General features: G+C 51.6%; 19 protein-coding genes. 13 read left to right on the top strand and 6 right to left on the bottom strand.

Annotated elements, in window-relative coordinates:
- Positions 1-86: 86 nt before the first annotated feature.
- The 4 genes from acrZ (at position 87) to modC (ending at position 2,926) form a co-directional block, all read left to right on the top strand.
- Positions 87-236, top strand: a complete 150-nt coding sequence (acrZ, locus tag AB4H76_RS15615) for a multidrug efflux pump accessory protein AcrZ (protein ID WP_000891515.1) — start codon at positions 87-89, stop codon at positions 234-236.
- Between the two features lie 166 nt (positions 237-402).
- Complete coding sequence (gene modA / locus AB4H76_RS15610; protein WP_000101984.1) at positions 403-1,176, top strand: molybdate ABC transporter substrate-binding protein; 774 nt, start codon at positions 403-405, stop codon at positions 1,174-1,176.
- On the top strand, positions 1,176-1,865 hold the full coding sequence (modB, locus tag AB4H76_RS15605) for a molybdate ABC transporter permease subunit (protein ID WP_000604034.1): 690 nt from the start codon (positions 1,176-1,178) through the stop codon (positions 1,863-1,865). The genes modA and modB overlap by 1 nt, the downstream gene beginning before the upstream one ends.
- 2 nt (positions 1,866-1,867) lie before the next feature.
- Positions 1,868-2,926: a molybdenum ABC transporter ATP-binding protein ModC gene (gene modC / locus AB4H76_RS15600; protein WP_000891692.1), complete on the top strand. Its 1,059-nt coding sequence runs from the start codon at positions 1,868-1,870 to the stop codon at positions 2,924-2,926.
- Here the strand turns inward: modC and ybhA are convergent, their stop codons facing one another.
- Complete coding sequence (gene ybhA, locus AB4H76_RS15595; protein WP_001300666.1) at positions 2,927-3,745, bottom strand: bifunctional pyridoxal phosphate/fructose-1,6-bisphosphate phosphatase; 819 nt, start codon at positions 3,743-3,745, stop codon at positions 2,927-2,929. It lies immediately after the preceding gene.
- 154 nt (positions 3,746-3,899) lie between these two features.
- On the opposite strand from ybhA, the gene pgl reads away from it, so the two are divergent.
- Positions 3,900-4,895: a 6-phosphogluconolactonase gene (pgl, locus tag AB4H76_RS15590; RefSeq protein WP_000815435.1), complete on the top strand. Its 996-nt coding sequence runs from the start codon at positions 3,900-3,902 to the stop codon at positions 4,893-4,895.
- 40 nt (positions 4,896-4,935) lie between these two features.
- Here the strand turns inward: pgl and AB4H76_RS15585 are convergent, their stop codons facing one another.
- Entirely contained in the window at positions 4,936-5,889 is a 954-nt protein-coding gene (locus AB4H76_RS15585; RefSeq protein ID WP_000679972.1) for a LysR family transcriptional regulator, read from the bottom strand.
- 183 nt (positions 5,890-6,072) lie between these two features.
- On the opposite strand from AB4H76_RS15585, the gene AB4H76_RS15580 reads away from it, so the two are divergent.
- The 3 genes from AB4H76_RS15580 (at position 6,073) to AB4H76_RS15570 (ending at position 11,078) form a co-directional block, all read left to right on the top strand.
- Positions 6,073-7,125 (top strand): 4-oxalomesaconate tautomerase, encoded by a 1,053-nt coding sequence (locus AB4H76_RS15580; RefSeq protein WP_000723652.1) that lies wholly within the window; start codon positions 6,073-6,075, stop codon positions 7,123-7,125.
- A gap of 75 nt (positions 7,126-7,200) precedes the next feature.
- Positions 7,201-8,634, top strand: a complete 1,434-nt coding sequence (locus AB4H76_RS15575) for an anion permease (RefSeq protein ID WP_001036475.1) — start codon at positions 7,201-7,203, stop codon at positions 8,632-8,634.
- A 182-nt stretch (positions 8,635-8,816) separates the two neighbouring features.
- Positions 8,817-11,078, top strand: a complete 2,262-nt coding sequence (locus tag AB4H76_RS15570; protein ID WP_000593936.1) for a hydratase — start codon at positions 8,817-8,819, stop codon at positions 11,076-11,078.
- Positions 11,079-11,311: 233 nt separating this feature from the next.
- Here AB4H76_RS15570 and AB4H76_RS15565 read toward each other — a convergent pair whose 3' ends face one another.
- From AB4H76_RS15565 to bioA, 3 genes are all read right to left on the bottom strand, one after another.
- Positions 11,312-12,595, bottom strand: a complete 1,284-nt coding sequence (locus AB4H76_RS15565; RefSeq protein WP_001091587.1) for a putative acyl-CoA thioester hydrolase — start codon at positions 12,593-12,595, stop codon at positions 11,312-11,314.
- A 151-nt stretch (positions 12,596-12,746) separates the two neighbouring features.
- Positions 12,747-13,223 carry a kinase inhibitor gene (locus AB4H76_RS15560; RefSeq protein WP_000767389.1) on the bottom strand — a complete coding sequence of 159 codons (477 nt, stop codon included), beginning with the start codon at positions 13,221-13,223 and terminating at the stop codon, positions 12,747-12,749.
- A 58-nt stretch (positions 13,224-13,281) separates the two neighbouring features.
- Positions 13,282-14,571 (bottom strand): adenosylmethionine--8-amino-7-oxononanoate transaminase, encoded by a 1,290-nt coding sequence (gene bioA / locus AB4H76_RS15555; RefSeq protein WP_001300379.1) that lies wholly within the window; start codon positions 14,569-14,571, stop codon positions 13,282-13,284.
- Positions 14,572-14,657: 86 nt separating this feature from the next.
- Here bioA and bioB point away from each other — a divergent pair, with 86 nt between their 5' ends.
- The 5 genes from bioB (at position 14,658) to uvrB (ending at position 20,861) form a co-directional block, all read left to right on the top strand.
- Positions 14,658-15,698 (top strand): biotin synthase BioB, encoded by a 1,041-nt coding sequence (bioB, locus tag AB4H76_RS15550; RefSeq protein WP_000951213.1) that lies wholly within the window; start codon positions 14,658-14,660, stop codon positions 15,696-15,698.
- Positions 15,695-16,849 carry an 8-amino-7-oxononanoate synthase gene (gene bioF, locus AB4H76_RS15545; RefSeq protein ID WP_000118826.1) on the top strand — a complete coding sequence of 385 codons (1,155 nt, stop codon included), beginning with the start codon at positions 15,695-15,697 and terminating at the stop codon, positions 16,847-16,849. Before bioB ends, bioF begins: the two co-directional genes overlap by 4 nt.
- Positions 16,836-17,591, top strand: a complete 756-nt coding sequence (bioC, locus tag AB4H76_RS15540; RefSeq protein ID WP_000246761.1) for a malonyl-ACP O-methyltransferase BioC — start codon at positions 16,836-16,838, stop codon at positions 17,589-17,591. Before bioF ends, bioC begins: the two co-directional genes overlap by 14 nt.
- The gene (gene bioD, locus AB4H76_RS15535) at positions 17,584-18,261 is read left to right on the top strand and encodes a dethiobiotin synthase (protein WP_000044843.1); all 678 of its coding nucleotides are present in this window, start codon (positions 17,584-17,586) and stop codon (positions 18,259-18,261) included. The genes bioC and bioD overlap by 8 nt, the downstream gene beginning before the upstream one ends.
- A gap of 578 nt (positions 18,262-18,839) precedes the next feature.
- The gene (uvrB, locus tag AB4H76_RS15530) at positions 18,840-20,861 is read left to right on the top strand and encodes an excinuclease ABC subunit UvrB (RefSeq protein ID WP_000042533.1); all 2,022 of its coding nucleotides are present in this window, start codon (positions 18,840-18,842) and stop codon (positions 20,859-20,861) included.
- Positions 20,862-21,052: 191 nt separating this feature from the next.
- Here the strand turns inward: uvrB and yvcK are convergent, their stop codons facing one another.
- On the bottom strand, positions 21,053-21,961 hold the full coding sequence (yvcK, locus tag AB4H76_RS15525) for a uridine diphosphate-N-acetylglucosamine-binding protein YvcK (protein WP_001295302.1): 909 nt from the start codon (positions 21,959-21,961) through the stop codon (positions 21,053-21,055).
- Positions 21,962-22,188 lie beyond the last annotated feature (227 nt).

Raw genomic sequence — 22,188 nt, 5'->3', positions numbered from 1 at the left:
GCCACGCAAAGCTGACCGCACAAAAGGGGAGTGCTTTTCTGTGCTTAGCGGTTAGAATAGTCTCATGACTATATCTGGAGTTGACCATGTTAGAGTTATTAAAAAGTCTGGTATTCGCCGTAATCATGGTACCTGTCGTGATGGCCATCATCCTGGGTCTGATTTACGGTCTTGGTGAAGTATTCAACATCTTTTCTGGTGTTGGTAAAAAAGACCAGCCCGGACAAAATCATTGATTCCCTGAATGCCCGCTTAGTCGGGCATTTTCTTTTTCTCAACTTCCTGCTTTTCCTGCCGATATTTTTTCTTATCTACCTCACAAAGGTTAGCAATAACTGCTGGGAAAATTCCGAGTTAGTCGTTATATTGTCGCCTACATAACGTTACATTAAGGGGTTACCAATGGCTCGTAAATGGTTGAACTTGTTTGCCGGGGCGGCACTCTCTTTCGCTGTTGCTGGCAATGCACTGGCAGATGAAGGGAAAATCACGGTGTTCGCCGCCGCATCACTGACTAACGCAATGCAGGACATTGCTACGCAGTTTAAAAAAGAGAAAGGCGTGGATGTGGTTTCTTCTTTCGCTTCGTCATCTACTCTCGCCCGTCAGATTGAAGCGGGTGCGCCTGCGGATCTGTTTATTTCTGCCGATCAGAAATGGATGGATTATGCGGTTGATAAAAAAGCGATCGATACAGCTACGCGTCAGACACTGCTCGGCAATAGCCTGGTCGTTGTAGCACCGAAAGCCAGCGTGCAGAAAGATTTCACCATCGACAGCAAAACCAACTGGACTTCACTGCTGAATGGCGGTCGCCTGGCGGTTGGCGATCCGGAACATGTTCCCGCTGGCATTTATGCAAAAGAAGCACTGCAAAAACTGGGCGCATGGGATACGCTCTCTCCGAAACTGGCCCCAGCGGAAGATGTTCGTGGGGCGCTGGCGCTGGTCGAACGTAACGAAGCGCCTCTGGGCATTGTCTACGGTTCTGACGCAGTTGCCAGCAAAGGGGTAAAAGTGGTTGCCACCTTCCCGGAAGATTCACATAAAAAAGTGGAATATCCGGTTGCTGTTGTGGAAGGGCATAACAATGCGACAGTGAAAGCATTTTATGATTATCTGAAGGGACCGCAGGCAGCGGAAATCTTTAAACGTTACGGATTTACAATCAAGTAATGATACTGACCGATCCAGAATGGCAGGCAGTTTTATTAAGTCTGAAAGTTTCTTCCCTGGCTGTGCTGTTTAGCCTGCCGTTTGGGATCTTTTTTGCCTGGTTACTGGTGCGTTGCACGTTTCCGGGCAAAGCTCTGCTCGACAGCGTACTGCATCTACCGCTGGTGTTACCGCCCGTGGTCGTCGGTTACTTATTATTAGTTTCGATGGGACGGCGCGGATTTATCGGTGAACGTCTGTATGACTGGTTTGGTATTACCTTCGCCTTTAGCTGGCGCGGCGCGGTTCTCGCTGCCGCCGTCATGTCGTTTCCGCTGATGGTGCGGGCAATTCGTCTGGCGCTGGAAGGGGTTGATGTCAAACTGGAACAGGCCGCAAGAACACTGGGGGCCGGGCGCTGGCGCGTTTTCTTTACTATCACGTTACCGCTGACCTTACCGGGAATTATTGTTGGTACGGTACTGGCTTTTGCTCGTTCTCTCGGTGAGTTTGGTGCAACCATCACCTTTGTGTCGAACATTCCTGGTGAAACGCGAACCATTCCTTCTGCCATGTATACCCTGATCCAGACCCCCGGCGGGGAAAGTGGAGCGGCGAGACTGTGCATTATTTCTATTGCGCTGGCGATGATCTCCCTGTTGATTTCAGAATGGCTGGCCAGAATCAGCCGTGAACGGGCGGGGCGCTAATCATGCTGGAACTGAATTTTTCCCAGACGTTGGGCAACCATTGCCTGACTATTAATGAAACGCTGCCCGCCAATGGCATCACTGCTATCTTTGGCGTCTCCGGTGCCGGAAAAACTTCGCTGATTAACGCCATCAGTGGACTGACGCGCCCGCAAAAAGGGCGGATTGTCCTCAATGGGCGGGTACTAAATGATGCCGAAAAAGGTATCTGCCTGACGCCGGAAAAGCGTCGCGTTGGCTATGTTTTTCAGGATGCGCGGCTGTTCCCGCATTACAAAGTGCGTGGCAATCTGCGCTACGGCATGTCGAAAAGTATGGTCGATCAGTTCGATAAGCTGGTGGCGCTTTTAGGCATTGAACCGTTGCTTGACCGTTTACCAGGCAGCCTGTCCGGAGGCGAAAAACAGCGCGTGGCGATTGGTCGGGCTTTGCTGACAGCACCGGAATTGCTGTTGCTGGATGAACCGCTGGCGTCACTGGATATTCCGCGTAAACGCGAACTGTTGCCTTATCTGCAACGGCTGACACGGGAAATCAACATTCCGATGTTGTATGTCAGCCATTCGCTGGATGAGATCCTCCATCTGGCAGACAGAGTGATGGTACTGGAAAACGGTCAGGTGAAAGCCTTTGGCGCGCTGGAGGAAGTGTGGGGCAGTAGCGTGATGAATCCGTGGCTGCCGAAAGAGCAACAAAGTAGCATTCTGAAAGTGACGGTGCTTGAGCATCATCCGCATTACGCGATGACCGCGCTGGCGCTGGGCGATCAGCATTTGTGGGTCAATAAGCTGGACGAACCGCTGCAAGCTGCGCTACGTATCCGCATTCAGGCTTCCGATGTTTCTCTGGTTTTACAACCGCCGCAGCAAACCAGCATTCGTAACGTATTGCGGGCAAAAGTTGTTAATAGTTATGACGACAACGGCCAGGTGGAAGTGGAACTGGAAGTCGGCGGTAAAACGCTGTGGGCGCGTATCAGCCCGTGGGCCAGGGATGAACTGGCGATCAAACCTGGCCTGTGGCTGTACGCGCAAATTAAAAGTGTGTCGATAACCGCCTGATTAAATCAGGTGGCTATAAATGAACTGGGCAATGCTGTCGGTGGTGTTATCACCAATCACAATGTTGGCGCGCGCTTTTACCGCGTCATCGGCGTTGCCCATCGCCACGCCTGTACCAGCGGCTTCCAGCATACTGATATCATTAAAGTTATCGCCGAATGCCACGACGTTTTCCATCGACCAACCTTGCGCCTCAACCCATTTCGTCAAACGTTTACCTTTGCTGTTGCCGCCGCGTGCAATATCAACCTGATCGTGCCAGGACCATTCACACTCCAGTCCCAGTTCATGTTCGACATGCTTACCAAAATGCTGCAATTGCGGCAGGTCATCGTGCGTCAGGGCGAACTTCCATACGGCGTTAACTTGTTGCGCCGTTTCAGCCAGAGAAGCGACTTGTGTGAAAGTCGGACGCTGTTCCGGCGGCAGGGTTTGCGCCCAGTTAGATGTGCGAATGACATGCCCGGTCGGGTGCTCATAGACCATTGCATCATCGACATACATCAGACCGTGAATGTGGTGTTCATTCAGCATCTCAATGAGTTGCAGGGCTTTAATAACGGGCATTGGGTCCGCTTCCAGCACGGTTTTTGCATGATAATCATACAAATAGGTGCCATTACAGCAAATAGCAGGTGTATCCAGCGCCAGCGCCTGATAAAAAGGATGAATAGCGACGTGATGGCGACCTGTGACGATGATTAATTGATAGCCTGCTTCGCGAGCGCGGGCCAGGGCTTCTATCGATGAAGGAAGCAGGGTCTTTTTCGGGGTCAATAAGGTGCCGTCTAAGTCGAGAGCAATCACGCGTGTGGTCATGGCGTATTCCAGATTAAGGTTAAGAATTTTCGTCTGCGCGAATGGTACACCGATACCACTATCGGACAAAATTCTGCGTTTTAATTCAGCATTCACCGCCAAAAGCGACTAATTTTAGCTGTTACAGTCAGTTGCTAAATGCAAAGGAGCATTCATGAAGCAAACAGTTTATATCGCCAGCCCTGAGAGCCAGCAAATTCACGTCTGGAACCTGAATCATGAAGGCGCACTGACGCTGACACAGGTTGTCGATGTGCCGGGGCAGGTGCAGCCGATGGTGGTCAGCCCGGACAAACGTTATCTCTATGTTGGTGTTCGCCCTGAGTTTCGCGTCCTGGCGTATCGTATCGCCCCGGACGATGGCGCACTGACCTTTGCCGCAGAGTCTGCGCTGCCGGGTAGTCCGACGCATATTTCCACCGATCACCAGGGGCAGTTTGTCTTTGTAGGTTCTTACAATGCGGGTAACGTGAGCGTAACGCGTCTGGAAGATGGCCTGCCAGTGGGCGTCGTCGATGTGGTCGAGGGGCTGGACGGTTGCCATTCCGCCAATATCTCACCGGACAACCGTACGCTGTGGGTTCCGGCATTAAAGCAGGATCGCATTTGCCTGTTTACGGTCAGCGATGATGGTCATCTCGTGGCGCAGGACCCTGCGGAAGTGACCACCGTTGAAGGGGCCGGCCCGCGTCATATGGTATTCCATCCAAACGAACAATATGCGTATTGCGTCAATGAGTTAAACAGCTCAGTGGATGTCTGGGAACTGAAAGATCCGCACGGTAATATCGAATGTGTCCAGACGCTGGATATGATGCCGGAAAACTTCTCCGACACCCGTTGGGCGGCTGATATTCATATCACCCCGGATGGTCGCCATTTATACGCCTGCGACCGTACCGCCAGCCTGATTACCGTTTTCAGCGTTTCGGAAGATGGCAGCGTGTTGAGTAAAGAAGGCTTCCAGCCAACGGAAACCCAGCCGCGCGGCTTCAATGTTGATCACAGCGGCAAGTATCTGATTGCCGCCGGGCAAAAATCTCACCACATCTCGGTATACGAAATTGTTGGCGAGCAGGGACTACTGCATGAAAAAGGCCGTTATGCGGTCGGGCAGGGACCAATGTGGGTGGTGGTTAACGCACACTAACCGCTGATTTAACCGGCGCAGTCTCTCCTGCGCCGGTGTATTAACCTATCTCCTGTAACGCATGTCTCTGGCGTTCGACGATATTGGTCCACAAATTGTCTTTATCGTCAGTCCACAAATTAATCAGCAAGGCAAAAAAGCGTTCAGCTGCCGGAGAAAGCACGGCATCTTTGCGGCGAATAATCCCCAATGTCCGACGTATAACGGGTTCCACCAGTGGGATACCAATAATCGAAGAATAGGGCGCATGGGGCATTGCCAGACCAGGAAGCGCCGAAATCCCCAGTCCTGCCTCCACTAGTCCTAATGACGTCGAAAGATGACGCACTTCGTAAAACCAGTCCAGCTTCCAGGGCTTGTCGGCTAGCTGTTGTTCTATCAACAATCGGTTGCCGCTGGAGGAACGTACGCCAATCATTTTGTAACCCACTAACTCCTGCCATTCTACAAGCTGCTTTTTGGCCAATGGATGGTCACGCCGACAGGCCAGCACGAATGGCTCGTTGACCAGTGGGGTAAAATCAATGGATGAATTTGTGACGTTGTTCATGTTTATGCCAAAGTCTGATTCGTTACACAGCACCGATTCCATGCAATTATTCGTGCCTTGTTCCAGAATCCGCACTTTAATATTGGGATACAGCTCATTAAATTTACCGATTGCCAGCGGTAAAAAATAAAATACTGCGGTCGGAATACACGCTAACGTCACCATACCACGATGATAAGCATTCATATCACGAATATTAAAAAGCGTTTCATCGAATTTCTTTATTAATTCCCGCGCCTCCGGGAGCAACCTTTTTCCTGCTTTTGTTAACGTAACCTTGCGAGTTGTACGCTCAAATAGTTGAATATGTAAATCTTCCTCCATCTTTTTTATTCTTCGCGTTAATGCAGGTTGCGTAATATTGAGTAATTTAGCGGCATTGTTAAATGAACTGGACTCTGCCAGTATGACAAATGCCTTCATACTTGATAATTCATGCTTCATTATTACTCCGGAAAATGGAAGCGACGATTTTGGGTGGCTGGTCGTTAAAAATTTTAACTGCATTTAGCCAACTTAAATTAATGAAAAAAAGTTATTAATCGTTGAGCTAAAGTCATTAGAGATGCTTTGTCCTTAATGTAACCATATCGCAATAAGTTATGTTTTTAAATTGAGGGCATTATTATGAAAAAAATACCCTGCGTGATGATGCGAGGTGGAACCTCGAGGGGCGCGTTCCTGTTAGCGGAACATTTACCCGAAGATCAAACGCAGCGCGATAAAATATTGATGGCAATTATGGGTTCCGGTAACGATCTGGAAATTGACGGTATTGGCGGCGGTAATCCACTGACCAGTAAAGTCGCCATTATTAGCCGTTCCAGCGATCCGCGTGCTGATGTCGATTATCTGTTTGCTCAAGTTATCGTCCATGAGCAACGTGTCGATACCACGCCTAACTGCGGCAATATGCTGTCTGGCGTAGGGGCATTCGCCATTGAAAATGGTTTGATTGCAGCGACTTCGCCAGTTACCCGTGTACGTATCCGCAACGTCAATACGGGTACGTTCATCGAAGCTGATGTGCAAACGCCAAATGGTGTTGTCGAGTACGAGGGTAGCGCCAGAATTGACGGCGTACCGGGTACTGCCGCACCGGTTGCGCTCACTTTCCTGAATGCCGCTGGAACGAAAACCGGAAAAGTTTTCCCGACTGATAATCAGATTGATTATTTTGACGATGTCCCGGTGACCTGTATCGATATGGCGATGCCAGTCGTCATTATTCCGGCTGAATATCTGGGAAAAACAGGTTATGAATTACCGGCGGAACTGGATGCCGACAAAGCATTATTAGCCCGCATTGAATCTATCCGGCTACAAGCGGGTAAAGCAATGGGCTTAGGTGATGTCAGTAATATGGTTATCCCTAAACCTGTGCTTATTTCTCCAGCGCAGAAAGGCGGGGCAATTAATGTGCGTTATTTTATGCCGCATTCTTGCCATCGCGCGCTGGCGATAACCGGTGCTATTGCTATTTCCAGTAGTTGTGCATTGGAAGGCACCGTCACCCGACAAATCGTCCCTTCTGTAGGATATGGCAATATCAATATTGAACACCCCAGTGGTGCGCTCGACGTTCATTTAAGTAATGAAGGTCAGGATGCCACGACGTTACGCGCATCTGTTATTCGGACAACCAGAAAAATATTTTCCGGTGAAGTTTATCTTCCCTGAAAAAATTCGTTGTCAGGATAAGGACAATCAATAAAGGACTTCTGTATGAGTCATACAGAAAGAACAGGATTTTAAATGAATAAGAAATCGTTATGGAAGCTAATTCTGATATTAGCGATCCCATGTATTATTGGTTTTATGCCAGCTCCGGCAGGATTAAGCGAACTGGCGTGGGTGCTTTTTGGTATTTACCTGGCGGCCATTGTGGGTCTGGTTATCAAGCCTTTCCCGGAACCTGTCGTACTGTTAATTGCCGTTGCTGCCTCAATGGTGGTGGTCGGTAACTTATCCGACGGTGCGTTTAAGACCACCGCCGTATTAAGCGGTTACTCTTCAGGTACTACCTGGCTGGTGTTCTCGGCGTTTACCTTAAGCGCCGCATTTGTGACCACCGGTTTAGGTAAACGTATTGCCTATCTGCTGATTGGTAAAATCGGTAACACCACGCTGGGTCTGGGTTACGTTACGGTATTCCTCGATCTGGTACTGGCTCCGGCAACACCGTCTAACACCGCGCGTGCGGGCGGCATTGTGTTACCGATCATCAACAGCGTGGCGGTGGCTTTGGGGTCCGAACCGGAAAAAAGTCCGCGTCGTGTCGGACATTACCTGATGATGTCCATTTACATGGTCACCAAAACCACCAGCTATATGTTCTTTACCGCAATGGCGGGGAACATTCTGGCGCTGAAAATGATCAACGACATTCTGCACCTGCAAATTAGCTGGGGTGGATGGGCACTGGCCGCCGGATTGCCGGGCATCATTATGCTGCTGGTCACCCCGCTGGTGATTTATACCATGTATCCGCCAGAAATTAAGAAGGTGGATAACAAAACCATCGCCAAAGCGGGCCTTGCCGAACTGGGACCGATGAAAATCCGCGAAAAAATGCTGCTCGGTGTCTTTGTGCTGGCGCTACTGGGCTGGATTTTCAGTAAGTCTCTGGGGGTTGATGAATCCACTGTGGCAATCGTTGTTATGGCGACCATGCTGCTGCTGGGTATCGTTACCTGGGAAGACGTGGTTAAAAATAAAGGCGGCTGGAATACCTTAATCTGGTACGGCGGTATTATCGGCTTAAGCTCCTTATTATCGAAAGTTAAATTTTTCGAATGGTTAGCTGAAGTCTTTAAAAATAACCTGGCATTTGATGGTCACGGTAACGTTGCTTTCTTCGTTATTATTTTCCTCAGCATCATCGTGCGTTATTTCTTCGCTTCCGGTAGTGCCTATATCGTTGCTATGTTACCGGTATTTGCCATGCTGGCGAACGTCTCCGGCGCACCGTTAATGTTAACCGCGCTGGCACTGTTGTTCTCCAACTCCTATGGCGGCATGGTTACTCACTATGGCGGCGCGGCAGGTCCGGTCATCTTTGGCGTGGGTTACAACGATATTAAATCCTGGTGGTTGGTCGGTGCGGTACTGACGATATTAACCTTCCTGGTGCATATCACCCTCGGCGTGTGGTGGTGGAATATGCTGATCGGCTGGAACATGCTGTAAATATTCTCGTCATACTTCAAGTTGCATGTGCTGCGTCTGCGTTCGCTCACCCCAGTCACTTACTTATGTAAGCTCCTGGGGATTCACTCGCTTGTCGCCTTCCTGCAACTCGAATTATTTAGAGTATATCCATTTATTATCTTTCTGCGCACTTCACGGTGCGCAGATATCTGGAGCATTTGATGATCAAGTTATCTGAAAAAGGCGTGTTTCTCGCCAGTAATAACGAAATAATTGCCGAAGAACATTTCACCGGCGAAATTAAAAAAGAAGAAGCCAAAAAAGGCACTATTGCCTGGTCTATTCTCTCTTCGCATAATACGTCCGGAAATATGGATAAACTTAAAATTAAGTTTGATTCATTAGCCTCTCACGATATTACCTTTGTTGGTATTGTACAGACCGCTAAAGCGTCCGGTATGGAACGTTTCCCGCTGCCGTATGTGCTGACCAACTGCCATAACTCACTCTGCGCCGTCGGCGGCACTATTAACGGTGATGACCATGTTTTTGGTTTATCGGCGGCCCAGCGTTATGGCGGTATTTTTGTGCCTCCGCATATTGCGGTCATCCATCAATATATGCGTGAGATGATGGCAGGCGGCGGCAAAATGATCCTCGGGTCAGACAGCCACACCCGTTACGGTGCATTAGGGACAATGGCAGTCGGTGAGGGCGGCGGTGAGTTGGTAAAACAGCTGCTTAATGACACCTGGGATATCGACTATCCGGGCGTGGTTGCGGTGCATCTGACCGGAAAACCTGCGCCGTATGTGGGGCCACAGGATGTGGCGCTGGCTATCATTGGCGCGGTGTTCAAAAACGGTTACGTCAAAAACAAAGTCATGGAGTTCGTTGGACCGGGCGTTAGCGCGCTCTCTACCGATTTCCGTAACAGCGTTGACGTGATGACCACGGAAACCACCTGTTTAAGCTCCGTCTGGCAAACTGATGAAGAAGTGCATAACTGGCTGGCGCTGCACGGTCGCGGCCAGGATTACTGCCAGCTTAACCCTCAACCGATGGCGTACTACGATGGCTGCATCAGCGTTGATTTAAGCGCCATCAAACCAATGATTGCGCTGCCGTTCCACCCGAGCAACGTGTATGAAATCGACACACTGAACCAGAACCTGACCGACATTCTGCGTGAGATTGAAATTGAGTCCGAACGCGTGGCGCACGGTAAAGCCAAACTCTCGCTGCTGGATAAAGTGGAAAATGGTCGCCTGAAAGTGCAGCAGGGGATTATCGCGGGCTGTTCTGGCGGTAACTACGAAAACGTCATCGCGGCGGCGAATGCACTGCGCGGTCAATCCTGTGGCAATGACACCTTCTCGCTGGCAGTTTACCCGTCATCACAGCCGGTGTTTATGGATCTCGCCAAAAAAGGTGTGGTAGCAGATTTGATTGGCGCAGGCGCAATCATCAGAACCGCGTTCTGCGGCCCATGCTTTGGCGCGGGCGATACGCCAATCAACAACGGTTTGAGTATTCGCCACACCACGCGTAACTTCCCGAACCGCGAAGGCTCTAAGCCAGCTAATGGGCAGATGTCAGCGGTGGCGTTGATGGACGCTCGTTCTATCGCTGCGACTGCGGCAAACGGTGGCTATTTAACCTCTGCCAGCGAACTTGATTGCTGGGACAACGTGCCGGAGTACGCCTTCGATGTAACGCCGTATAAAAATCGCGTTTATCAGGGCTTTGTGAAAGGGGCAACTCAGCAACCGCTGATTTACGGACCGAACATTAAAGACTGGCCGGAATTGGGTGCGCTGACTGACAATATCGTCCTGAAAGTGTGCTCGAAGATCCTCGACGAAGTGACCACCACCGACGAACTGATTCCTTCCGGTGAAACCTCTTCTTATCGTTCAAATCCGATTGGTCTGGCGGAGTTTACCCTGTCACGCCGCGATCCCGGTTATGTTGGCAGAAGTAAAGCGACTGCTGAGCTGGAAAATCAGCGTCTGGCGGGGAATGTCAGCGAGCTGACAGAGGTGTTTGCGCGCATTAAGCAGATTGCTGGTCAGGAGCATATTGATCCGCTGCAAACTGAAATTGGCAGCATGGTATATGCGGTGAAACCAGGCGATGGTTCTGCGCGTGAACAGGCGGCGAGCTGCCAGCGTGTGATTGGCGGTCTGGCGAATATTGCCGAAGAGTACGCGACTAAACGCTACCGTTCTAACGTCATCAACTGGGGGATGTTACCGCTGCAGATGGCAGAAGTGCCAACCTTTGAAGTGGGGGATTACATTTACATCCCTGGCATTAAAGCGGCGCTGGATAATCCGGGTACGACGTTTAAAGGTTATGTGATCCATGAAGATGCGCCGGTAACGGAAATTACGCTCTATATGGAAAGTCTGACTGCTGAAGAGCGCGAGATTATCAAGGCGGGTAGTTTGATTAACTTCAATAAAAACCGTCAGATGTAAAAAGCGCCATGTGAATGTAGGTCGCATTCGGCACTTATTGTCGGATGCGATGCTTGCGCATCTTATCCGACCTACGAATCGCATCGAATCTGTAGGCCAGATAAGGCATTTTCGCAGCATCCGGCACTTATTGTCGGATGCGATGCTTGCGCATCTTATCCGACCTACAAATCGCATCGAACCGTAGGCCGGATAAGGCGTTTACGCCGCATCCGGCAAATAGTTAATTGCTCTTACTTCTTCGCCTCTGCAACCACTTTACTACCCACGCCGCGGTTATTGTATTCCCACATGCGGTTGTAGTTAGTGTCATTCAGATTGCGCTGTATTTCGTCGTTATCATCTACGCTGCCGGTATTACCCGCAAACGGACGATTAGAGATCACCGCATCGGCCCACGGTTTAGCCGTGTTAAAACCTTCGTTGATGGCGCTATCACGGATCACCACCTGACCGTTGGTATTGGCATCAACATCCAGCGAGCGGCCCAGTTGCGCCACACCATCACCGAAAGCATTGAAACGGCTGTTTACGGCGAGGAAACCGTAGTAAATGTTGGACAGCGTAGCCGGTGCAAACACATACGCTTCTTGCTGAGTACGTGAGTTCACCACGCGGAATTCGGTGTTATCGAACACCACTGCGCCGCGACCAGAAACGATATCCACATCCCCTTCAATGTAGCTGTTGGTCACCAGCGTACGCGGCTGACGATTCGTTTCCAGACGGTTCTGCACACCGCTGTTGGTGACAAAGAAGGTGTTCTGACGACCGAGAATGTTAACGTTGTTAATCTGTACCTGGTCACCATCAGTACGCAGTGCCACCGCCGGATGGTTACCTGCATCTACGCTATCGCCCAGCGTGTTTTCGATGGTCAGATTTTGCAGTTGCAGGCCATTGTTTTGTGACCAGAAGACCGCAGAGCAGAGAACACCGATACTGTCGCTGCGTTTGCTCTGGCAGCTATCGTACATATACCACGCTGGTTTACCTGGCATATATTTGCCGCGCGGGTTGACGTCGTGACGCCAGTCGGCAGGGCTCATGCCACCATCAAGGGAAAGCCCAATCTTCACATCAATCGGTTTTTCACCTGTACCGTACAGAGTAATTCCACCCGGAGCGGCAGGGACATATACCGTTCCCTGATACTCACCAGGCATCACGGCAATATACTGGCGCTTGTTGGTACGCTTGATAATTGCCGCATCTACCGCCGCCTGAATCGTGGTATGCGTTACACCTTGAGTGCCCGCCGGGCCGACAACAAATTCAGGTTGCGCAGGCAGGGTAATCGGGGAAGGATTCCACGCTGCAGCACCTGGTGTCAGGGATGCAAAATAGTGTTGAGCATCGAAATTCTGCGCTTCTTTTGCCGACAGAATCGGGCGAGAAGAGGTACCAGGCGCGGTTTGATCAGAAGGACGTTGATCGGGCGGGGTTGAGCTACAGGCGGTCAGCGTCACGCCAAAAGCCAATGCCAGCGCCAGACGGGAAACTGAAAATGTGTTCACAGGTTGCTCCGGGCTATGAAATAGAAAAATGAATCCGTTGAAGCCTGCTTTTTTATACTAACTTGAGCGAAACGGGAAGGTAAAAAGACAAAAAGTTGTTTTTAATACCTTTAAGTGATACCAGATGGCATTGCGCCATCTGGCAGAGTGATTAACTAAACATTGCAGTAATCGAGGCGCTTGCCAGAGAGTGGAAATGAACGTTAAACCCGACCATCGCGCCGCTGGCACCTTCATCGACATCAATACGTTCTATATCCAGCGCGTGAACGGTAAAAATGTAGCGATGAGTTTCGCCTTTCGGCGGTGCTGCGCCATCGTACCCGGTTTTACCAAAGTCGGTACGCGTCTGCAAAACGCCGTCTGGCATTGCTACCAGACCAGAGCCAAACCCTTGCGGTAATACGCGGGTATCAGCGGGTAAGTTAACAACTACCCAGTGCCACCAGCCGGAGCCGGTTGGCGCATCCGGGTCGTAGCAGGTGACAACAAAACTTTTCGTTCCCGCAGGAACATCATCCCACGCCAGATGCGGTGAAATATTATCGCCATCGTAACCCATGCCGTTAAAGACATGACGATGCGGCAATTTATCGCCATCGCGCAGATCGTTACTGATGAGTTTCATGAACCCTCCTTTCTTGTTTGCAGAAAGTGTAGCCAGAAACCCTCACGCGGACTTCTCGTTATTGGCAAAAAAATGTTTCATCCTGTACCGCGCGGTTAACCGCTGCGGTCAGACGCTGCAACTGTTGCGGGAGAATAATATAGGGCGGCATCAGGTAAATCAGTTTGCCAAAAGGCCGGATCCAGACACCCTGTTCGACAAAGAATTTTTGCAGCGCCGCCATATTCACCGGATGAGTGGTTTCGACCACGCCAATGGCCCCCAGTACGCGCACATCGGCAACCATTTCGGCATCACGGGCGGGGGCAAGTTGCTCGCGCAGCTGTACTTCAATATCCGCCACCTGTTGCTGCCAGTCGCCAGATTCGAGAATCGCCAGGCTGGCGTTTGCTGCCGCGCAGGCCAGCGGATTGCCCATAAAAGTTGGCCCATGCATAAAGCAACCGGCTTCACCGTTACTGATGGTTTCTGCAACCTCGCGCGTGGTGAGTGTGGCGGAAAGGGTCATTGTGCCGCCGGTTAAGGCTTTACCGAGGCACAAAATGTCCGGCGCGATTTCTGCATGTTCACAGGCAAACAGTTTCCCGGTACGACCAAATCCAGTGGCGATCTCGTCGGCAATCAGCAAGATACCTTCGCGATCGCATATTTTGCGGATTCGTTTTAACCATTCCGGATGGTACATGCGCATCCCGCCTGCGCCCTGGACAATCGGCTCAATGATCACCGCCGCGATTTCATGACGATGCGCCGCCATCAGGCGGGCAAAGCCCACCATATCGCGCTCATCCCATTCGCCATCCATACGGCTTTGTGGGGCGGGAGCAAACAAGTTTTCTGGCAGATAGCCTTTCCACAGGCTGTGCATTGAGTTGTCCGGATCGCACACCGACATCGCGCCAAAGGTATCGCCATGATAACCATTGCGGAAGGTCAGAAAACGCTGGCGCGCTTCGCCTTTGGCCTGCCAGTACTGCAACGCCATTTTCATCGCCACTTCCACCGCTACGGAGCCGGAGTCCGCGAGAAAAACGCATTCCAGCGGTTGCGGCGTCATTGCCACCAGTTTGCGGCATAGCTCGATGGCGGGCGCATGGGTGATACCGCCAAACATCACATGCGACATAGCATCAATTTGCGACTTCATCGCCGCATTAAGCTGCGGGTGATTATAGCCGTGGATCGCCGCCCACCAGGACGACATACCGTCAACCAGGCGTCTGCCGTCAGACAAAATTAGCTCGCAACCTTCGGCGCTCGCGACCGGATAAACCGGCAGAGGGGAGGTCATGGATGTGTATGGGTGCCAGATATGGCGTTGGTCAAAGGCAAGATCGTCCGTTGTCATAATCGACTTGTAAACCAAATTGAAAAGATTTAGGTTTACAAGTCTACACCGAATTAACAACAAAAAACACGTTTTGGAGAAGCCCCATGGCTCACCGCCCACGCTGGACATTGTCGCAAGTCACAGAATTATTTGAAAAACCGTTGCTGGATCTGCTGTTTGAAGCGCAGCAGGTGCATCGCCAGCATTTCGATCCTCGTCAGGTGCAGGTCAGCACGTTGCTGTCGATTAAGACCGGAGCTTGTCCGGAAGATTGCAAATACTGCCCGCAAAGCTCGCGCTACAAAACCGGGCTGGAAGCCGAGCGGTTGATGGAAGTTGAACAGGTGCTGGAGTCGGCGCGCAAAGCGAAAGCGGCAGGATCGACGCGCTTCTGTATGGGCGCGGCGTGGAAGAATCCCCACGAACGCGATATGCCGTACCTGGAACAAATGGTGCAGGGGGTAAAAGCGATGGGGCTGGAGGCGTGTATGACGCTGGGCACGTTGAGTGAATCTCAGGCGCAGCGCCTCGCGAACGCCGGGCTGGATTACTACAACCACAACCTGGACACCTCGCCGGAGTTTTACGGCAATATCATCACCACACGCACTTATCAGGAACGCCTCGATACGCTGGAAAAAGTGCGCGATGCCGGGATCAAAGTCTGTTCTGGCGGCATTGTGGGCTTAGGCGAAACGGTAAAAGATCGCGCCGGATTATTGCTGCAACTGGCAAACCTGCCGACGCCGCCGGAAAGCGTGCCAATCAACATGCTGGTGAAGGTGAAAGGCACGCCGCTTGCCGATAACGATGATGTCGATGCCTTTGATTTTATTCGCACCATTGCGGTCGCGCGGATCATGATGCCAACCTCTTACGTGCGCCTTTCTGCCGGACGCGAGCAGATGAACGAACAGACTCAGGCGATGTGCTTTATGGCAGGCGCAAACTCGATTTTCTACGGTTGCAAACTGCTGACCACGCCGAATCCGGAAGAAGATAAAGACCTGCAACTGTTCCGCAAACTGGGGCTAAATCCGCAGCAAACTGCCGTGCTGGCAGGGGATAACGAACAACAGCAACGTCTTGAACAGGCGCTGATGACCCCGGACACCGACGAATATTACAACGCGGCAGCATTATGAGCTGGCAGGAGAAAATCAACGCGGCGCTCGATGCGCGGCGTGCTGCCGATGCCCTGCGTCGCCGTTATCCGGTGGCGCAAGGAGCCGGACGCTGGCTGGTGGCGGATGATCGCCAGTATCTGAACTTTTCCAGTAACGATTATTTAGGTTTAAGCCATCATCCGCAAATTATCCGTGCCTGGCAGCAGGGGGCGGAGCAATTTGGCATCGGTAGCGGCGGCTCCGGTCACGTCAGCGGTTATAGCGTGGTGCATCAGGCACTGGAAGAAGAGCTGGCCGAGTGGCTTGGCTATTCGCGGGCACTGCTGTTTATCTCTGGTTTCGCCGCTAATCAGGCAGTTATTGCCGCGATGATGGCGAAAGAGGACCGTATTGCTGCCGACCGGCTTAGCCATGCCTCATTGCTGGAAGCTGCCAGTTTAAGCCCGTCGCAGCTTCGCCGTTTTGCTCATAACGATGTCACTCATTTGGCGCGATTGCTTGCTTCCCCCTGTCCGGGGCAGCAAATGGTGGTGACAGAAGGCGTGTTCAGCATGGACGGCGATAGTGCGCCACTGGCGGAAATCCAGCAGGTAACGCAACAGCACAATGGCTGGTTGATGGTCGATGATGCCCACGGCACGGGCGTTATCGGGGAGCAGGGGCGCGGCAGCTGCTGGCTGCAAAAGGTAAAACCAGAATTGCTGGTAGTGACTTTTGGCAAAGGATTTGGCGTCAGCGGGGCAGCGGTGCTTTGCTCCAGTACGGTGGCGGATTATCTGCTGCAATTCGCCCGCCACCTTATCTACAGCACCAGTATGCCGCCCGCTCAGGCGCAGGCATTACGTGCGTCGCTGGCGGTCATTCGCAGTGATGAGGGTGATGCACGGCGCGAAAAACTGGCGGCACTCATTACGCGTTTTCGTGCCGGAGTACAGGATTTGCCGTTTACGCTTGCTGATTCATGCAGCGCCATCCAGCCATTGATTGTCGGTGATAACAGCCGTGCGTTACAACTGGCAGAAAAACTGCGCCAGCAAGGCTGCTGGGTCACGGCGATTCGCCCGCCAACCGTACCCGCTGGTACTGCGCGACTGCGCTTAACGCTAACCGCTGCGCATGAAATGCAGGATATCGACCGTCTGCTGGAGGTGCTGCATGGCAACGGTTAATAAACAAGCCATTGCAGCGGCATTTGGTCGGGCAGCCGCACACTATGAGCAACATGCAGATCTACAGCGCCAGAGTGCTGACGCCTTACTGGCAATGCTTCCACAGCGTAAATACACCCACGTACTGGACGCGGGTTGTGGACCTGGCTGGATGAGCCGCCACTGGCGGGAACGTCACGCGCAGGTGACGGCCTTAGATCTCTCGCCGCCAATGCTTGTTCAGGCACGCCAGAAGGATGCCGCAGACCATTATCTGGCGGGAGATATCGAATCCCTGCCGTTAGCGACTGCGACGTTCGATCTTGCATGGAGCAATCTCGCAGTGCAGTGGTGCGGTAATTTATCCACGGCACTCCGCGAGCTGTATCGGGTGGTGCGCCCCAAAGGCGTGGTCGCGTTTACCACGCTGGTGCAGGGATCGTTACCCGAACTGCATCAGGCGTGGCAGGCGGTGGACGAGCGTCCGCATGCTAATCGCTTTTTACCGCCAGATGAAATCGAACAGTCGCTGAACGGCGTGCATTATCAACATCATATTCAGCCCATCACGCTGTGGTTTGATGATGCGCTCAGTGCCATGCGTTCGCTGAAAGGCATCGGTGCCACGCATCTTCATGAAGGGCGCGACCCGCGAATATTAACGCGTTCGCAGTTGCAGCGATTGCAACTGGCCTGGCCGCAACAGCAGGGGCGATATCCTCTGACGTATCATCTTTTTTTGGGAGTGATTGCTCGTGAGTAAACGTTATTTTGTCACCGGAACGGATACCGAAGTGGGGAAAACTGTCGCCAGTTGTGCACTTTTACAAGCCGCAAAGGCAGCAGGCTACCGGACGGCAGGTTATAAACCGGTCGCCTCTGGCAGCGAAAAGACCCCGGAAGGTTTACGCAATAGCGACGCGCTGGCGTTACAGCGCAACAGCAGCCTGCAGCTGGATTACGCAACAGTAAATCCTTACACCTTCGCAGAACCCACTTCGCCGCACATCATCAGCGCGCAAGAGGGCAGACCGATAGAATCATTGGTAATGAGCGCCGGATTACGCGCGCTTGAACAACAGGCTGACTGGGTGTTAGTGGAAGGTGCTGGCGGCTGGTTTACGCCGCTTTCTGACACTTTCACTTTTGCAGATTGGGTAACACAGGAACAACTGCCGGTGATACTGGTAGTTGGTGTGAAACTCGGCTGTATTAATCACGCGATGTTGACTGCACAGGTAATACAACACGCCGGACTGACTCTGGCGGGTTGGGTGGCGAACGATGTTACGCCTCCGGGAAAACGTCACGCTGAATATATGACCACGCTCACCCGCATGATTCCCGCGCCGCTGCTGGGAGAGATCCCCTGGCTTGCAGAAAATCCAGAAAATGCGGCAACCGGAAAGTACATAAACCTTGCCTTGTTGTAGCCATTCTGTATTTGGTTAAATTGCGAGCGAGATCGCGTCTTCGATTGACTGCAATTTAACCAATTAAATTCTAAAATAATCACGAAAAAAATTTTACTTCCGCCTCATGCGGCGAATGTGGGAATTGCCCAGGCGGCGGGGGATAGGGGCTGGAGACAGTTATCCACTATTCCTGTGGATAACCATGTGTATTAGAGTTAGAAAACACGAGGCAAGCGAGAGAATACGCGGCTTGCACGCGAATTGGCGTTAAAGACGGCTCAAAGAAATATCTTTTATTTTTTAACTGGTTAGATAAATGCAATGGCAGTCACTGAACAGGCATCTCTTGCCATAAAACTGTCATCACTCATCTTGACAAATGTTAAAAAAGCCGTTGCTTTGGGGATAACCCGGTAAGGCCGGAGTTTTATCTCGCCACAGAGTAAATTTTGCTCATGATTGACAGCGGAGTTTACGCTGTATCAGAAATATTATGGTGATGAACTGTTTTTTTATCCAGTATAATTTGTTGGCATAATTAAGTACGACGAGTAAAATTACATACCTGCCCGCCCAACTCCTTCAGGTAGCGACTCATGAGTAAACCGTTCAAACTGAATTCCGCTTTTAAACCTTCTGGCGATCAGCCAGAGGCGATTCGACGTCTCGAAGAGGGGCTGGAAGATGGCCTGGCGCACCAGACGTTACTTGGCGTGACTGGCTCAGGGAAAACCTTCACCATTGCCAATGTCATTGCTGACCTTCAGCGCCCAACCATGGTACTTGCGCCCAACAAAACGCTGGCGGCCCAGCTGTATGGCGAAATGAAAGAGTTCTTCCCGGAAAACGCGGTGGAATATTTCGTTTCCTACTACGACTACTATCAGCCGGAAGCCTATGTACCGAGTTCCGACACTTTCATTGAGAAAGATGCCTCGGTTAACGAACATATTGAGCAGATGCGTTTGTCCGCCACCAAAGCGATGCTGGAGCGGCGTGATGTGGTTGTGGTGGCGTCTGTTTCCGCGATTTATGGTCTGGGCGATCCTGATTTATATCTCAAGATGATGCTCCATCTCACGGTCGGTATGATTATCGATCAGCGCGCGATTCTGCGCCGACTGGCGGAGCTGCAATACGCTCGTAATGATCAAGCATTCCAGCGTGGTACTTTCCGCGTTCGTGGCGAGGTGATAGATATCTTCCCGGCAGAATCGGATGACATTGCACTTCGCGTGGAACTGTTTGACGAGGAAGTGGAACGATTGTCGTTATTTGACCCGCTGACCGGGCAGATTGTTTCCACTATTCCACGTTTTACCATCTACCCGAAAACGCACTACGTCACACCGCGCGAGCGCATCGTACAGGCGATGGAGGAGATCAAAGAAGAGCTGGCCGCCAGACGCAAAGTGCTGTTGGAAAACAACAAACTGCTGGAAGAGCAGCGGCTGACCCAGCGTACCCAGTTTGATCTGGAGATGATGAACGAGCTGGGCTACTGTTCGGGGATTGAAAACTACTCGCGCTTCCTCTCCGGTCGTGGACCGGGTGAGCCACCGCCGACGCTGTTTGATTACCTGCCTGCCGATGGGCTGCTGGTCGTCGATGAATCTCACGTCACCATTCCACAAATTGGCGGCATGTATCGCGGTGACCGGGCGCGTAAAGAGACACTGGTGGAGTACGGCTTCCGCCTGCCATCAGCGCTGGATAACCGTCCGCTTAAGTTTGAAGAGTTCGAAGCATTAGCGCCGCAAACCATCTATGTTTCGGCGACGCCGGGTAATTACGAGCTGGAAAAATCCGGCGGCGATGTGGTGGATCAGGTGGTGCGTCCAACCGGATTGCTTGACCCGATTATCGAAGTGCGGCCGGTGGCGACACAGGTTGATGATCTTCTTTCGGAGATTCGTCAGCGAGCGGCAATTAACGAACGCGTACTGGTCACCACACTGACCAAGCGGATGGCGGAAGATCTTACCGAATATCTCGAAGAACATGGCGAGCGCGTGCGTTATCTTCACTCAGATATCGACACCGTCGAACGTATGGAGATTATCCGCGACTTGCGTCTGGGTGAGTTCGACGTGCTGGTAGGGATCAACTTACTGCGCGAAGGTCTGGATATGCCGGAAGTGTCGCTGGTGGCGATCCTCGACGCTGACAAAGAAGGCTTCCTGCGTTCCGAACGTTCGTTGATCCAGACCATTGGTCGTGCGGCACGTAACGTTAACGGTAAAGCGATTCTCTACGGCGATAAGATCACCCCATCAATGGCGAAAGCGATTGGCGAAACCGAACGTCGCCGTGAGAAACAGCAGAAGTACAACGAGGAACACGGAATTACGCCGCAAGGCTTGAACAAGAAAGTGGTCGATATCCTGGCGCTGGGGCAGAACATTGCCAAAACCAAAGCGAAGGGCAGAGGAAAATCGCGCCCGATTGTTGAGCCGGATAATGTGCCGATGGATATGTCGCCTAAAGCGTTGCAGCAGAAAATCCATGAGCTGGAAGGGTTGATGATGCAACACGCGCAGAATCTGGAGTTCGAAGAAGCGGCGCAAATTCGTGACCAGTTGCATCAGCTGCGTGAGCTGTTTATCGCGGCATCGTAACAGGATAGCGAAGAAGACTGATGACAAACGGAAAACAGCCTGATGCGCTACGCTTATCAGGCCTACATTTTCTCCGCAATATATTGAATTTGCGCGGTTTGTAGGCCGGATAAGGCGTTCACGCCGCATCCGGCATAAACAACGCGCACTTTGTCTTCAATAGGAAGCCGGAATTTTCCTTCGGATTTCCGTTAACCTAAAGCCTGTAACGCCTTTTCCAGCGCGTTATGTAACAACTGGCGGTCATGACGATACGGAATATCGCTGGCCTCCAGTACCTCCTGGATCACAATCCGCTCTTTCACCGCCGAGACATCCACTTTTGGCCCGACGATGACCGCATCAATGACCTTTTTACCAACATACTGCTCCATAATTGCCAGCTTGCTTTCCAGCTTCAAATTAGCCGCAGGTAAACTCAACTCACGCCCCAGATTGCCGATATAAACCATCGGCGCTGGCGTGCGGCGTAATGCCTGGGCGATTTCCTTCAGCAGCAGAATTGGCATCAGGCTGGTATAAAAACTGCCAGGCCCAATAATGATGAGATCCGCTTCATTGATAGCGTGAACCGCCTCACGCGTTGCGGGTACATTAGGCGTTAACAATAACTCTTGAATCGGCGTAGTTAACTGGTCGATATTGACCTCGCCGTAAACTTCATGCCCCTGATCGTCAATCGCCATCAGATCAACAGGATGCTCTGACATTGGAATCAAATGCGTATCCACTTTCAGCAGATTACGAATTAAATTGATGGCTTCCAGAGGCCGCACGCTAAGGTGATCCAGCGCCTTTAACATCAAGTTTCCGAGATTATGACCGGAAAGTTCGCCATTGCCACCAAAACGGTATTCAAACATCGCGGAGGCGACGCTCGGTTCCGTTATCAGCTGGTTGAGGCAGTTGCGCATATCGCCCCAGGCAATGCCGCCTTCTGAACGGCGAATACGCCCCGTCGAGCCACCATTATCGGTGGTGGTGACGATACCCGTTAAACGAGAACCCAAAGACGAAAGTGATGAGAGAACGCGTCCCAGTCCATGCCCTCCGCCGAGAGCAACGACACGATCAAGATCAGCCAGCGTACGATTGCGCATATAGTTTCCTGGAGTCAGATTATCCGCGCTACAGTAGCGCAAATTGCGGGGAAACAGCAATTAACCTGCCAATATTGAGGATACAAACTATTTTCTTCTACCTCTAAAGGACGATGCACGCTATGCCTCCCTGATGATGTATATCAAAGTAAAACCGCCATTTTCCCTTATTCTGTAGCGAAATAGCACGATCATGACGCTATATACATGATTACATAGCGAAAGTG

The organism is Escherichia sp. UTM R2 (assembly GCF_048593455.1).
Lineage (GTDB): Bacteria > Pseudomonadota > Gammaproteobacteria > Enterobacterales > Enterobacteriaceae > Escherichia > Escherichia coli.
The sequence above is the reverse complement of the archived record's forward strand: the minus strand, read 5'-3'. Positions and strand labels throughout refer to the sequence as shown.

What these genes read in the sequence shown, in the direction of transcription:
- acrZ (WP_000891515.1), top strand. Translation starts at nt 87, where the DNA reads ATGTTAGAGTTATTAAAAAGTCTGGTATTCGCCGTAATCATGGTACCT.
- modA (WP_000101984.1), top strand. Translation starts at nt 403, where the DNA reads ATGGCTCGTAAATGGTTGAACTTGTTTGCCGGGGCGGCACTCTCTTTC.
- modB (WP_000604034.1), top strand. Translation starts at nt 1,176, where the DNA reads ATGATACTGACCGATCCAGAATGGCAGGCAGTTTTATTAAGTCTGAAA.
- modC (WP_000891692.1), top strand. Translation starts at nt 1,868, where the DNA reads ATGCTGGAACTGAATTTTTCCCAGACGTTGGGCAACCATTGCCTGACT.
- ybhA (WP_001300666.1), bottom strand. Translation starts at nt 3,745, where the DNA reads ATGACCACACGCGTGATTGCTCTCGACTTAGACGGCACCTTATTGACC.
- pgl (WP_000815435.1), top strand. Translation starts at nt 3,900, where the DNA reads ATGAAGCAAACAGTTTATATCGCCAGCCCTGAGAGCCAGCAAATTCAC.
- AB4H76_RS15585 (WP_000679972.1), bottom strand. Translation starts at nt 5,889, where the DNA reads ATGAAGCATGAATTATCAAGTATGAAGGCATTTGTCATACTGGCAGAG.
- AB4H76_RS15580 (WP_000723652.1), top strand. Translation starts at nt 6,073, where the DNA reads ATGAAAAAAATACCCTGCGTGATGATGCGAGGTGGAACCTCGAGGGGC.
- AB4H76_RS15575 (WP_001036475.1), top strand. Translation starts at nt 7,201, where the DNA reads ATGAATAAGAAATCGTTATGGAAGCTAATTCTGATATTAGCGATCCCA.
- AB4H76_RS15570 (WP_000593936.1), top strand. Translation starts at nt 8,817, where the DNA reads ATGATCAAGTTATCTGAAAAAGGCGTGTTTCTCGCCAGTAATAACGAA.
- AB4H76_RS15560 (WP_000767389.1), bottom strand. Translation starts at nt 13,223, where the DNA reads ATGAAACTCATCAGTAACGATCTGCGCGATGGCGATAAATTGCCGCAT.
- bioA (WP_001300379.1), bottom strand. Translation starts at nt 14,571, where the DNA reads ATGACAACGGACGATCTTGCCTTTGACCAACGCCATATCTGGCACCCA.
- bioB (WP_000951213.1), top strand. Translation starts at nt 14,658, where the DNA reads ATGGCTCACCGCCCACGCTGGACATTGTCGCAAGTCACAGAATTATTT.
- bioF (WP_000118826.1), top strand. Translation starts at nt 15,695, where the DNA reads ATGAGCTGGCAGGAGAAAATCAACGCGGCGCTCGATGCGCGGCGTGCT.
- bioC (WP_000246761.1), top strand. Translation starts at nt 16,836, where the DNA reads ATGGCAACGGTTAATAAACAAGCCATTGCAGCGGCATTTGGTCGGGCA.
- uvrB (WP_000042533.1), top strand. Translation starts at nt 18,840, where the DNA reads ATGAGTAAACCGTTCAAACTGAATTCCGCTTTTAAACCTTCTGGCGAT.
- yvcK (WP_001295302.1), bottom strand. Translation starts at nt 21,961, where the DNA reads ATGCGCAATCGTACGCTGGCTGATCTTGATCGTGTCGTTGCTCTCGGC.